This window comes from Bradyrhizobium sp. AS23.2, from assembly GCF_001908185.1.
In the GTDB taxonomy this organism is placed as follows: Bacteria; Pseudomonadota; Alphaproteobacteria; order Rhizobiales; family Xanthobacteraceae; genus Bradyrhizobium.
The window spans coordinates 42068-55443 of record NZ_LGHM01000080.1 but is presented as its reverse complement, the minus strand read 5'-3'; the positions used below and the strand labels follow the sequence as shown (position 1 = coordinate 55443).

Here is a 13376-nt window from a genome sequence, read left to right as displayed (position 1 = left end):
GCGGCTTAGCCTGTGATCAATTGCGCGCGCCGCAAATGAGGTAACCCATGGCCAGCAAGATCAATCCCGATCCCTTCACGACGCGCCCCGAGATCGAAGGCACGTTCGGGGTCGTCGCCACCACGCACTGGATCGCAACCGCCGTCGGCATGGCCATCCTGGAAAAGGGCGGCAACGCCTTCGATGCCGGCGTCGCCACCGCCTTCACGCTTCAGGTGGTCGAGCCGCATCTGAATGGTCCTGGCGGCGACGTGCCCATCATCGTGCATGACGTGAAGCGCGGCCGCACCGAGGTGATCTGCGGGCAGGGCCCGGCACCGGCGCGCGCCACCATCGCGCACTACAAAAGCGAAGGCCTCGACATGGTGCCCGGCACCGGCCTGCTTGCCGCCTGCGTTCCCGGCACCTTCGAGTCCTGGATGATGCTGCTCCGCGACTACGGCACGATGCGCGTGCGCGACGTGCTGGAGCCCGCGATCTCCTACGCACGCGACGGCTATCCGCTGGTCGAGCGCGCCTGCGCCACGATCCAGACCGTCGAGCAATTGTTCCGCAAGCACTGGCCGACCTCGGCCGCGGTCTACCTGCCCAACGGCGAGGTGCCGAAGCCCGGCACGCTCTTCACCAACAAGACGCTGGCCGCGACCTACGCCCGCATTCTCAGCGAGGCTGAAAGCGGCGGCGGTGGCCGCGACGCCGAGATCGAGCGCGCGCGAAAAGCCTGGTCGCAAGGTTTCGTCGCTGAAGCCATCGACAAGTTCTGCCGGACCCAGGAAGTGATGGACGTCAGCGGCTCGCCGCACCGTGGCCTCCTCTCTGCTGACGACATGGCGCGCTGGCAGCCGACGATCGAAGCGCCCCTCACCTACGACTATGGCCGCTACACCGTCTGCAAGGCCGGCGTCTGGAGCCAGGGTCCGGTGACGCTCCAGCAGCTCGCGCTCCTGAAGGGCTTTGCGCTCGACGGGCTCGATCCGACCGGGCCGGAATTCATCCACCTCCAGATCGAATGCGCCAAGCTCGCATTCGCCGATCGCGAGAAATTCTACGGGGATCCAAAGTTCAGCGAGATCCCGATCGCAACGCTGCTGTCGGACGCCTATAACGACGAGCGCCGCAAGCTCGTCACCGACAAGGCTTCGCTCGATTTCCTGCCGGGCTCGGTCGAGGGCTTTGGCGGCGTGGTCAAGTTGCGCCGTGCCGAAGGGCAACGCGAGGCGGTCGGCGCGCTCGGCGCCGGCGAGCCCACGGTGGGCCGCTTCGGCGAAGTCCGCGGCGACACCGTGCATTTCGACATCATCGACAAGGCCGGCAACATGGTGTCCTCGACGCCGTCGGGCGGCTGGCTGCAATCCTCTCCGATCATTCCCGAGCTCGGCTTCTGCCTCGGCAGCCGCGCGCAGATGTTCTGGCTGGAGGAAGACCATCCCGCCGCGCTGGCGCCGGGCAAGCGGCCGCGCACCACGCTCTCGCCAACCATGGCGCTGCGCGACGGTGAGCCGTACCTTGCCTGGGGTTCACCCGGCGGCGACCAGCAGGATCAATGGATCACGCAGTTCTTCCTGCGCCACGTCCATTGCAACCTCAACCTTCAGGAAGCCATCGACGCGCCGGCCTGGCACTCCGAGCATTTCCCGATCTCGTTCTGGCCGCGCACCGCACGCCCCGGCGTCCTGGTGGTCGAGAACCGCGTGCCGAAGGCGACCATCGAGAATTTGCGCGAGCGCGGGCATATCGTGGAGGTCGGTCCGGACTGGTCCGAGGGCCGTCTCACCGCGGCCTCGCGCGTGGGTGTGCGACGGCGCGCCGCTGCCAATCCACGCGGCATGCAGGGCTACGCAGCAGGGCGCTGACGGACAACGACATGACCTGGTCGATCATCGCGCGAGATCCTGCCACCGGCCAGTTCGGCATCGCCGTTGCGACCCGCTTCTTCGCGGTCGGGGCGCGCGTGCCTTACATCGCAGCCGGTCTTGGCGCCATCGCGACGCAGGCCTTCGTCAATCCCTACTACGGCATCGACGGCGTCAGACTCTTGCGCGAGGGCCTGAACGCGCATGACGTGCTGTCCACGCTGCTCGCGACCGACGACGGCCGCGAGAGCCGGCAGCTCCACATCATGGACGCGAGCGGCGAGATCGCCGCGCATACCGGTCGCGACTGCGTCGACTGGTGCGGGCACGTCGCAGGCAGCAGCTTCTCGGTCGCCGGCAACATGCTTGCCGGCGCCGGCGTGCTCGACGAGACCGCAAGAACCTACATTGCTAATGACAGCCTGCCCTTCCCGCGCCGCCTGCTCGCCGCCATGCGCGCGGGCGAGGCTGCCGGTGGTGACAAGCGCGGCAAGCAGTCCGCCGCACTCCTGATCCACGGCGAGGAGGAATGGGCGGCGCTGGACTTGCGTGCCGATGATCATCCCGACCCGCTCGGCGAGCTCGAACGGCTGGAGCAAGTGAGCCAGGAGCTCTGGGTCCACTTCCGTGCCTCCCTGCCGACCCGGCAGAACCCGGCCGGCAACACCGATCGCAGCGTCATCGACGCCAGGGTCGCCGCAGCACGTGCAGCACGATCATGAGCGTGAGCCCTCTCATCGAGATCAGGGATCTTCGTATCCGCTTTCACGGTGACGACGGCCGCATCACCCACGCCGTCGACAGTGTCGATCTCAGCGTCGCCAACGGCGCGACGCTCGGCCTCGTCGGCGAATCCGGCTGCGGCAAGAGCGTCACGTCACTGGCGATCATGGGATTGCTGCCGAAACAAAGCGCAGAAATATCAGGCGCGATCCGCTTCGACGGCCTCGATCTGCTGCGGACGCCGGACCAGACCCTGCGCGACCTCCGCGGAAACCGGCTCGCGATGATTTTTCAGGAGCCAATGACCTCGCTCAACCCGAGCTTCACCATCGGCGACCAGATCATCGAGACGATCTTGCGCCATCGCGGTGGCTCGCGGCGTAGCGCGCGCGAGCGGGCAGTCGAGCTGCTGCGGCGCGTTCACATCCCCTCGCCAGAGCGGCGGATCGATGAATATCCGCACAAGCTCTCCGGCGGCATGCGCCAGCGCGTGATGATTGCGATGGCGCTCGCTTGCGATCCACAGCTCCTTATCGCGGACGAGCCGACCACTGCGCTCGATGTCACCCTGCAGGCGCAGATACTGGAGCTGATGCGCGAGCTGAAGGCCGCGAGCGGCGCGGCGATCATCCTGATCACCCACGACCTCGGCGTGGTCGCCGAAGTCTGTGACGAGGTCGCGGTGATGTATGCCGGCGAAATCGTTGAGCGCGCGCCGGTGGACGAATTGTTCTCGGCGCCGCAACACCCCTACACTGTCGGCCTGCTCGGCTCGATCCCGCGGCTCGACCATCACACCGAGCAGCTCGCGACGATCGAAGGCATGGTGCCGAACATGGCGCAGCCGCCCGCCGGCTGCCGCTTCGCCGCGCGATGCCCGTTCGTGCTGGACGCCTGCACCAGGGCGCCGCCGCCGCTCGTCGAAGTCACCCCCAGCCATCTCTCGCGCTGCATCCGCGCGCCGCTCGAACGCCTGGTGTCGTGATGGCGGTGCTCTCTCCACGCGTGCCCCGGGCGCAGCGCAGCACAGGCGAAGCGCGGTGGTGCGCTGCCGAACCGGGGCCCATGTGTCGACGATCTGGGTCCCGGTTCGGCGTCGCAACACTTCGCGTTGCGCCGCGCCCAGGACACGAGATCGGTCGTCGTGGAGGGCAGAGACGATGACCGCTCTCCTCGAGGTCGAAGGCCTGGTCAAGCATTTCGTCGCCGAGCGCTCGCTGTTCGGCCGGGCGCTGGCACATGTCAGAGCGGTCGACGGCGTTTCCTTCTCGCTGGAAGCCGGCAAGACGCTCGCTCTGGTCGGCGAATCCGGCTGCGGCAAATCCACCGTCAGCCGCCTCGTACTGCGGCTTATCGAGCCGGACGCGGGTACGGTGCGGTTCGACGGCCGCGACCTCCTCGCCCTCGACGCCGACGATTTGCGGGCCTTTCGCCGTGAGGCACAGATCATCTTCCAGGACCCTTACGGCTCCCTCAATCCGCGCATGACCGTCGGCCAGATCCTGACCGAACCGCTGGCGCTGCACGATCTCGTGCCGGCGGCGCGACGGCGCGAGCGCGTCGAGGAGCTGCTGCGTCTGGTGGGCCTCGAGCCGCGGCTCGCGCGGCGTTATCCGCACGAGTTCTCCGGCGGCCAGCGTCAGCGCATCGCCATTGCCCGCGCACTCGCTGTCGAGCCGAAACTGATCATCTGCGACGAGCCGGTCTCGGCGCTCGACGTCTCGATTCGCTCGCAGATCCTCAATCTGCTGCGCGAGCTCCAGGACCGGCTGGGACTGGCCTATATCTTCGTCTCGCATGACCTCGCGGTGGTCAAGCACATCGCCGACCGCGTCGCCGTGATGAATCTCGGCTGTATCGTCGAAGAGGCGGACGCGGACGCGCTGTTCGCCCAACCCCGCCATCCCTATAGCCGCGCCCTGTTGTCCGCGATCCCCCTGCCGCAGCCTCACGCCAAGCGAGCGAGAGTCATGCTGGAAGGCGAGATCCCGAGCGCGCTCAATCCGCCGGCCGGCTGTCGCTTCCACACCCGCTGCCCCTTCGTGGTCGATCGCTGCCGCACCGAGGTGCCGGAGCTGCTGGCCGACGCCGCAGGCCACGCCACCGCCTGTCATCGCGTGGGCGAGCTACCCTCGGCCGACGCCATCCTGCCCGCAGCGGGCGGGTTCACTCCGGCACTGGCAAAACTAGTCGCAGCCTTCAGCCGAAAGACGGAAGGCGCGGGGCAGGCCGGGGTTGGTATACAGAGTGCAACGCCTACGACGACGTAGCCGAAGCAATGGGGACTGTCCGATGAAGATGTTTCGCCTGGCCGCAACGTCCGCCGCTTTCCTGCTGTCACTTGCCGTAGCCGCGCAGGCCCAGACCACGCTGCGCATCGGCCTCGCCGAAGACCCCGACATCCTCGATCCCTCCATGGCGCGCACCTATGTCGGCCGCATCGTTTTCTCCGCGTTCTGCGACAAGCTGTTCGACATCGACGAGAAGCTTAACATCGTGCCGCAGCTCGCCCTGTCGAGCGAGACAGACGATGACGGCAAAGGCCTCGTCATCAAGCTCCGCCCCGGCGTGAAATTCCACGATGGCGAGCCGTTCGATGCGGAAGCCGCCAAATTCTCGCTGGAGCGCCATCTGACCTTCCCCGGCTCGTTCCGCAAGCCGGAGCTGGCCTCGGTCGACCACATTGAGGTGGTCGATCCCCTGACCATCAAGCTGGTGCTTAAGTCGCCGTTCTCGCCGCTGCTCGCCCAGCTCACCGACCGCGCCGGCATGATGATGTCGCCGAAGGCGGCGAAGGAAGCCGGCGACAAGTTCGGCCTGCGCCCGGTGTGCGCCGGTCCCTACAAATTTGTCGAGCGCGTGCAGCAGGACCGTATCGTTTTCGAGAAGTTCGCCGACTATTGGAACAAGGACAACGTCTTCATCGATCGCATCGTGTTCCAGCCCATCGTCGACGCCACCGTGCGGCTGGCGAACCTGAAATCCGGCGGCCTTGATTTGATCGAGCGCGTGCTCGCCACTGACCTCAAGGAAGTGCGCGCGGATTCACGGCTGAAGGTCGCCACCGCCATCGAGCTCGGCTATCAGGGCATCACGCTCAATATCGGCAAGGACAAAGCCAAGGGGCCGCTCAGCCAATCCGCCAAGGTGCGGCAGGCACTCGACCTTGCCATCGACCGGGAAGCGATCAATCAGGTCGTGTTCAACGGCGAGTTCCAGCCCGGCAATCAATGGGTCAATCCTGATCATCCCTACTACCAGAAGTCCCTTCCGGTCCGCGGCCGCAACGTCGACAAGGCCAAGGCGCTGCTGAAGGAGGTCGGCGTGACGCCGCCGGTCAGCGTCGATTTCCTGGTGCCGAAGGGCGCTGAGACGGAGACGCCGGCGCAAGTGATTCAGTCGATGGCCGCGGAAGCCGGGTTCGACATGAAGATCCGCGTCACCGAATTCGCGACCGGGCTCAAGCAGGCCGAGGCCGGCGACTATCAGGCCTATATGCTCGGCTGGAGCGGCCGTGTCGATCCCGATGGCAATAGCTATGTCTTCCTGCGCAGCAACGCCCCGCAGAACTACAGCGCCTGGAACAACGCCCAGGCCGACAAGGCCCTCGATGACGCGCGGCTCGTCACCGACCCCGCCAAGCGCAAGGCCATCTACGAAACGCTGGCGAAGCTGGTCCAGGATGAGGAGCCGCTCCTCTATCTCTATCACCGCCGCATCATCATCGCGCACACCACCAAGCTCGAAGGCTACAAGCAGATGCCCGACGGCCTCGTGCGCGTCATCGGCCTCAAGCTGAAGTGACGATCAGAGGATGCTGAACTTCCTCGCCCGCCGTCTTGCGCAGATCGTACCGACACTGTTCTTCGTCTCGGTGCTGATCTTCTCGCTCCAGCAATTGCTGCCAGGCGATCCGGCGCTGGTGATGGCGGGCGAAGAGCGCGATCCGGCCGTGATCGAGCAGATCCGGCACCAATACCGGCTCGATCAGCCCGTCCCCGTGCAGTACGCTTACTGGATCAAGGGCGTACTGGCCGGCGATTTCGGCGAGTCGCTGCGCAACAAGATGCCGGTGCGCGAGCTGATCGCACAGAAGCTGCCGGTGACGCTCCAGCTCGGCTTGATGGCGATCGTGATCGCATTTCTGATCGGCATTCCCGCCGGCATCGTCGCCGCCGTGAAGAAGGGGTCCGCTTGGGACTACGGCGCCAATCTGTTCGCGCTGTGGGGTATCTCGACGCCGAACTTCTGGCTCGGCATCATGCTGATCTTCCTGTTCTCGATCGAGCTCGGCTGGTTGCCGGCCTCGGGCTATGTACCGCTCACCGAGAACTGGCGCGCGAGCCTCGCCGCCACCGTCATGCCGGCCTTCGTGCTCGGTAACGCAATTTCCGCGATCCTGATGCGGCACACGCGCAGCGCCATGCTTCAGGTGCTGGAAAGCGACTACGTCCGCACTGCGCGCGCGAAGGGACTTTCGGAGCGCTCGGTGATCCTCAAGCACGCCATGCGCAATGCACTGACGCCGATCATCACGCTGGGCGCACTCGAGCTCGGGACACTGTTGTCAGGCGCGGTTCTGACCGAGCAGATCTTCTCCATTCCCGGCTTCGGCAAGCTGATCGTGGACGCCGTCTTCAACCGTGACTATGCGGTCGTGCAGGGCGTGGTGCTGGTAACGGCCACGGTCTACATCACGCTGAATCTGGTCGCCGACATCGCCTATATCCTCGTCAATCCGCGGCTGCGGGGCTAGATCCATGAGCGATGCCGCGCTGCCGGAACCCGTCATACAAGCCTACGAGCTGGACAGCCCGGCACGCCGCGCGCGTCGGCGCCTGTTCAAGCGCAAGGCGGCGGTGTTCGGTCTCGTCGTTCTCACGATGTTCATCGCTCTTGCAATCCTTGCGCCGATCATCGTGCCCTACGATCCGGTCGCAACGAGCTGGAGCCTGGTGCGCAAGCCACCCAACGCAGCGCATTGGTTCGGCACCGACGAACTGGGACGCGATATCCTCAGCCGTGTCGTCTACGGCGCGCGGGCCTCGCTGCTTGCCGGCCTGATCTCGGTCGCGATCGCGCTCGGCGTCGGCGTGCCGCTCGGCTTGCTCGCCGGCTATCGCGGCGGCTTCACCGATGCGCTGATCAGCCGAATCACCGACGCGATGCTGGCCTGCCCGTTCCTGATCCTGGCGATTGCGCTGGCGGCGTTCCTCGGTCCGAGCCTCGGCAATGCCATGATCGCAATCGGCATCTCGGCAACCCCGATCTTCATCCGCCTGACCCGCGGCCAGGTGCTGAGCGTCAAGGCCGAAGACTATGTCGAGGCCGCGCGCGCGCTCGGCAATCCGCCCTGGCGGATCGCATTCTCGCACATCCTGCCGAACATCCTGCCCGCGCTTCTGGTGCAGGCGACGCTGTCGATCGCGGCCGCCATCATCGCCGAGGCGGCGCTGTCCTTCCTCGGCCTCGGCCAGCAGCCACCGGCTCCGTCCTGGGGCAGCATGCTCAACGCCGCGCAGCGCTTCCTGACCCAGGCGCCATGGATGGCGATCTGGCCGGGCCTTGCGATCTTCCTCGTGGTGCTGTCGCTGAACCTGCTCGGCGACGGCCTGCGCGACGCGCTCGACCCGCGCCAGCGCTAGATGTCCCTTATGGTGCGCGCTCTTCGCGCGCGTCTCCGGACAACGCTTCGCATCGCCGGTAGAACCATGAGACCCCGCTCTCGCCCACGGCGATCCTTCGAGACGTGGCCTGACGGCCGCTCCTCAGGATGAGGACCTAAATGACGGTCTCGCGCATCACGCGGCGGCAATCCATCTCATATTCGAGATCGACCACCGGGGGACGCGCAAAATGCCATGTCAGGCCCGATCGCAGCGCCCCGCGGCGGACCAACTCGTCGACGAGCGCGTGGTGGAAGTCGTGCACGGAATAGGCCTGCACGCCGGTCGTATCCTTCCAGCCGAAGCCGAAGGCCGCCATCCGGCTTTCCATCTGCGAGGTGGTGGTGAAACGCACCTTCTCGCGTAGCCCTTCCGGGCTGAGGTCGCGGTAGCGCACCGTGCGCTCGACATAGGTCCCGCTGCCTTCGCGTGCTTCGGCACCGCCGGCGATCACGAAGCTCGGCGCCGTCGAGCGCGTCGGGCGCGTGAAGGAGAAGGCATAGAACGACGGCTCGGACGGCGGGTCGATCTCAGGGCAGACATTGCTGCGCGCCACCGGATTGGTGGTGCCGTCGAAGATGCCCCATTCGGACAGCGTCTTCACGTAGTGCAGATTGAACGCGCGAAAGCCCTCTTCGCTGAAGGCCGCCGGTGAGCGCAGCTCGCAGGCGCAGAACGCGGTCAGCGGCCGCCCTGCCTCCTGGATGAACTTCGCCGCGAGCGCAAATCCCTCGGCCAGCGGCACGAGGCGGTCGAAGCGAACGCGCTCGATCTCATAGCCGTCATCCGCGGCCGCGCCGGCCGAATACTGGAACACCGACGGAATGAAACGGTAATGGCCGAGCGAGAATTCACGCGTCATGTCGAACCCCTATTCCAGTTGAATGCGAATGCCCTTGGCACCGTTGAGAAGGCGCTTCAGGTGAAAGCCGGCCAGCGCATCGTCGGCATGCATACCGACCAGCGCAGCAAAGGCCGGCATGGCCGCAGGATCGCCGGCCTCCATCTTGGCAAAGGCCTGGGAATACAACGCGGTTTCCGGCGCCTCGAATTTGGCCGGCGGCAGCGGCTCGAACGCGCGCAGCGGCTCGCTGCGTCCGCGCAGCATCAACTCGCCCACGGGGCGGCCTCGAAAATTCTCAGCCGCCTCGGCGACGCTGGAGCTGACGCAGATGCGGGTACCCAGTTGCTTGTTGGCAGCTTCCAGCCGCGCCGCGATGTTGATGGTGTCCCCATACGCGGTGTAGTCGAAGAAGCGGTTGCCGCCGAAATTGCCGACCAGTGCCGGCCCGGCGTGAATGCCGATGCGAGTGGCGCCGAAATCCACGCCCCTGCCTTTCTGGCGCGTGCAAAAGTCCCGTGCCCAGGCATCGAGATCATGGGCGCAGGCGACCGCACGCGTCGCATAGTCCGGCTGATCTCCGGGCGCGTTGAACAGCACCTGGATCGCATCGCCGATGATCTTGGCGACTGTCCCCTCGTGCTCGAAGACGACTTCGGTCATCCCGCCAACATATTCGTTGAGGAGCTCGCCCAGCATCTCGGGCGGTGTATTCTCGACCAGCGACGTGAAGCCGGTAATGTCCGTGAAGATGGTCGCGATATCACGCCACTGCACCTCGATCCCTTCACCCTCGCCGCTTGCTGCCAGACGCTTGGCGAGCTCGGGCGAGAAATGGCGCGACAGAGAAGCGTGAGCGCGCTCGGCCTCCATCTGGCGGCGTCGCACCTCGCGCAGCATCTCGACATGGCGGATCGTTTTCTGGATCGTCATTTCCAGGTCGGCGAAGTCGATCGGCTTGGTGAGGAAGTCGAACGCGCCGCGGTTCATGGCGGTACGGATGTTGCTCATGTCGCCATAGGCCGAGACGATGATGGTCGACTTCTTGTCCTCCGCCTCCTGGAGCTTCTGCAACAGCGACAGCCCGTCCATGCGCGGCATGTTGATGTCCGAGACCACCATGTCGACGTGCGGATTCTGCTCGAGCGACTCCAGCGCCTCAAGGCCATCACGCGCGAACATGATGGAGACGAGCCCGTCGCGGATCTGCCTGCGGAACTTTTGCAGGATCAGCGCCTCGAGATCCGGCTCGTCATCGACGAAGAGGATGGTCGCAGTCATGCGGCTTGCTCGAGCCTCGTGTCGATCTCCTGCCTCAGTAGCCCAAAGTCGATCGGCTTGGTGAGGAGTCCAATGGCGCCGCGCTCAATCGCCTTCCGGCGCGTCTCGGCATCGCCATAGGCCGTGATCATGATGACGGGAACGTTCGGATGCTCGGCACGGACCTTGGGCAGCATGTCCAGCCCGCTCATGCCGGGCATGTTGATGTCCGACAGGATCAGGATCAGCGAGGGGTCGCGAACCTCGGCGGCGCGCTTCAGCGCATCGGGCGCGGACGGCGCGAATTCCATCTGGAAACGGCCGGCACGCAGGTCACGCCGGAACTGTTGCCGGAACAGCGCCTCGACGTCGGGCTCGTCGTCGACGACCAGGATGTAAACGTTCAAGGCTTGCCTCCGGTAGTGTCCCCTGCCGCCATCGCACGCGGCAGCGTGATGATGAACTCGGTGAATACACCGGGCTCGGTGTTCACGTCGATCGTGCCGCCGTGCTGTTTCACGACGATGTCATGGCTCATGGAAAGGCCGAGCCCGGTCCCTTCGCCGGCCGGCTTGGTGGTGAAGAAGGGATTGAACATTTTCTCCTTCACCTCAGGCGGAATTCCAATGCCGTTGTCGCGGATCCGGATCTCGACCTTGCTGCCGAGGTTTCTGGTCGTTGCGCTCAGGGTAGGCTCGAACCCGACCGCCGCGCTCTCCTTGTGCTTCGCGGCGGCATAGAAGCCGTTCGAAATAAGGTTGAGAAAGACACGCGTGATCTCCTGCGGATAGATGTCGATCATGCCGGCGGCGGGGTCGAAGTCGCGCTTGAGCGTGACGTTGAAAGCGGGCCGTTCGGCACGTGCGCCGTGATAGGCCAGATTGAGGCTCTCTTCCACGATCGCGTTGATATCGGTTGGGCGATGCTCGCCTGAGCCTTCGCGCGAATGCAAAAGCATGTTCCGGACAATGGAATCGGCGCGCTTGCCGTGCTGCACCACCTTCTCGAGATTGCTCTTCAGCATGGCGGTCAGCTCGTCGATCTCTTCCTTGGTCTTGCCGTCGAGCGTTGCTGTTTGCAGGACCTCGTTGAGCTCGTCGATCAACTCGGTCGACACCGAGGAGAAATTGTTGACGAAGTTGAGCGGGTTCTTGATCTCGTGGGCGATCCCCGCCGTAAGCTGGCCGAGCGAGGCGAGCTTCTCGGTCTGGATCAGGCGATCCTGGGCGGCGCGCAGGTCATCGAGGGATCGCGACAGTTCCCTGGTGCGCTCCTGGACTTCCTCAAACAGTCGGACGTTCTCGATCGCAATAAGGGCCTGGTCTGCAAATGTGGTGGCGAGTTCGATCTGCTTTTCGCTGAAGGGACGCACGACATGTCGCGTCAAGACGAACACCCCGATTGGTGCCCCCTCTCGAAGCAGAGGCACACCAAGCATCGTACGAACGTTAGAGCGTCTTCGAGCGGACGAAGGCGCATATTCCGGATCGGCCTGCACATCCGGAACATGAACTGTCTTGCAATCGAGCAAGGTACGTCCGACGACACTTCCCCGTTCCGGTACAGAAGCAAACGTCCGAAGCTTGTTCTCCTGCTCCGCGTCAAGACCGCAGCTTGCTGCCAAATAAAAGACGCCATCCCGGGGCCGGAAGATCGTTCCTTCGTCAGCGTCACACAACCGGGCCGCCGACCCGACCAGCGTGTCAAGCACGGTTTGCAAATCGAACGTCGAGCGGCTGATCACCTTCAGCACATCGGCGGTTGCGGTCTGCTGCTGCAGTGATTCCCGCAATGCTGCGGTCCGCTGCTCGACCTTGTTTTCGAGGTCGGCATAAGATTCATGCAGGCGCGCACCCATGTCGTTGAACTGATGGGCGAGTCCCTCGAGCTCATCGCCGGTTTTGATCGAGATGCGCTGGGAGAAATCGCCGCCGCCGATCCGCTCGGCGCCGCTGCGCAGCGCCTGGATCGGTCCGACCATGCGGCGCGCGAGAAATATCCCGGCAAGGACCGCGAAGATCGAGGCCATGAGCAGCACGAGCGCAAGCCGTTCCAGCGAGGCGTAGAGCGCCGCATAGGCCTCCTCGACCGGCAGCTCGACGAACATGGTCCAGCCAAGCGGGGTGATCGGCGCGGACGCCGTCAGAACCTTCTGTCCCTGGATATTGGTCGCCTCCTGCAAGGCGTCCGGCATGACGCCGCCGCTGGCTTGCGCCGCGCGCACCTGCGCCAATCCCGACATGTCGGTGTTGCGCAGCACCAGGCTGATGTCGGGATGCGCAATCAGGCGCCCCTCCGGGCCGACCACATAAGCGTGGCCGTGCTCGCCGACCTTGATCTGGGACACGACGTCCCAGATCAGCTTGAGGTTCACTTCGGCGATGCTCACACCGGCATCCTTGCGCGCACCGGCGAGCGCCAGCGTCATGTAGGGCTCAGACTCCCGGCGAAAGTAGACCGGCCCGTAATAGACCTTGTGCGCGGCCGCCTCGGTGAACTTTGGATCGCTCGAGAGGTCGATACCGCTGTCGATCGTGTCCATGGCGAGCCGCGAGACGCGCAGGCGCTCCTTGCCCGTCGCGTCCACCTGAGCAAGCTCGGTGATCGCAGGCACCTGGCGCAACAGCCGCAGCGCGTCGAACCGGCGCTGCTCGATCGAACCCGTCGACCACGGCAGTTGCGTCGTCCAGCCGAGCTGGCTCTCGATCTCCTTGACGAACTGACTGATCTTGGCAGCCGCCGCCTCGGCCTGCTCGTGCTGGACCCGGATCAGCGCGGCCTTGTGCTCGCGATAGTAGAAGAAGACCTCGAACAGGCCATTGGCCAGCAGCGCGATGGCGACGACTGCCACGAACAGCGCGACGTATTTGGTGAACAGCCGGGTCCGGACCCGGGGCTCCGCCGCCGCACCGGACACGGCGGCTTCCGTGGCTGCGTTCGGCAGCGGCCTGGCCTGCGGGGTGTCGGGGTGGACGGAGATGCTCATCCAGGCAAGCCTAGCAAGAAGGCCGGACCTTGTCTCTCGTCGCGGTG

11 protein-coding genes are annotated in these 13376 nt (G+C 65.2%); 7 read left to right on the top strand and 4 right to left on the bottom strand.

Annotation, left to right across the window (positions count from 1 at the left end; genetic code table 11):
- The first annotated feature begins 47 nt into the window (after positions 1-47).
- The 7 genes from AC630_RS17885 (at position 48) to AC630_RS17855 (ending at position 8221) form a co-directional block, all read left to right on the top strand.
- Positions 48-1853 (top strand): gamma-glutamyltransferase family protein, encoded by a 1806-nt coding sequence (locus tag AC630_RS17885; RefSeq protein ID WP_074119806.1) that lies wholly within the window; start codon positions 48-50, stop codon positions 1851-1853.
- Between the two features lie 11 nt (positions 1854-1864).
- Positions 1865-2575, top strand: coding sequence for a DUF1028 domain-containing protein (locus tag AC630_RS17880; RefSeq protein WP_074119805.1), 711 nt, complete (start codon positions 1865-1867; stop codon positions 2573-2575).
- On the top strand, positions 2572-3561 hold the full coding sequence (locus tag AC630_RS17875; RefSeq protein ID WP_074119804.1) for an ABC transporter ATP-binding protein: 990 nt from the start codon (positions 2572-2574) through the stop codon (positions 3559-3561). Before AC630_RS17880 ends, AC630_RS17875 begins: the two co-directional genes overlap by 4 nt.
- Before the next feature lie 175 nt (positions 3562-3736).
- The gene (locus AC630_RS17870) at positions 3737-4846 is read left to right on the top strand and encodes an ABC transporter ATP-binding protein (protein WP_074119803.1); all 1110 of its coding nucleotides are present in this window, start codon (positions 3737-3739) and stop codon (positions 4844-4846) included.
- Between the two features lie 22 nt (positions 4847-4868).
- A complete protein-coding gene (locus tag AC630_RS17865) occupies positions 4869-6380 on the top strand; it encodes an ABC transporter substrate-binding protein (protein ID WP_074119802.1) in 1512 nt (503 codons plus the stop codon).
- A gap of 10 nt (positions 6381-6390) precedes the next feature.
- Positions 6391-7332 carry an ABC transporter permease gene (locus AC630_RS17860; protein WP_074119801.1) on the top strand — a complete coding sequence of 314 codons (942 nt, stop codon included), beginning with the start codon at positions 6391-6393 and terminating at the stop codon, positions 7330-7332.
- A gap of 4 nt (positions 7333-7336) precedes the next feature.
- A complete protein-coding gene (locus AC630_RS17855; RefSeq protein ID WP_074119800.1) occupies positions 7337-8221 on the top strand; it encodes an ABC transporter permease in 885 nt (294 codons plus the stop codon).
- Positions 8222-8357: 136 nt separating this feature from the next.
- Here the strand turns inward: AC630_RS17855 and cnbZ are convergent, their stop codons facing one another.
- From cnbZ to AC630_RS17835, 4 genes are read right to left on the bottom strand one after another with little or no spacing between them, the layout of a single operon-like run.
- Positions 8358-9104 (bottom strand): 2-amino-5-chloromuconate deaminase CnbZ, encoded by a 747-nt coding sequence (cnbZ, locus tag AC630_RS17850; RefSeq protein ID WP_074119799.1) that lies wholly within the window; start codon positions 9102-9104, stop codon positions 8358-8360.
- Positions 9105-9113: 9 nt separating this feature from the next.
- A complete protein-coding gene (locus tag AC630_RS17845) occupies positions 9114-10364 on the bottom strand; it encodes an adenylate/guanylate cyclase domain-containing protein (protein ID WP_074119798.1) in 1251 nt (416 codons plus the stop codon).
- Positions 10361-10750, bottom strand: coding sequence for a response regulator (locus tag AC630_RS17840; protein ID WP_074119797.1), 390 nt, complete (start codon positions 10748-10750; stop codon positions 10361-10363). The genes AC630_RS17845 and AC630_RS17840 overlap by 4 nt, the downstream gene beginning before the upstream one ends.
- Entirely contained in the window at positions 10747-13329 is a 2583-nt protein-coding gene (locus AC630_RS17835; RefSeq protein ID WP_074119796.1) for a sensor histidine kinase, read from the bottom strand. Before AC630_RS17835 ends, AC630_RS17840 begins: the two co-directional genes overlap by 4 nt.
- Between the last annotated feature and the right edge of the window lie 47 nt (positions 13330-13376).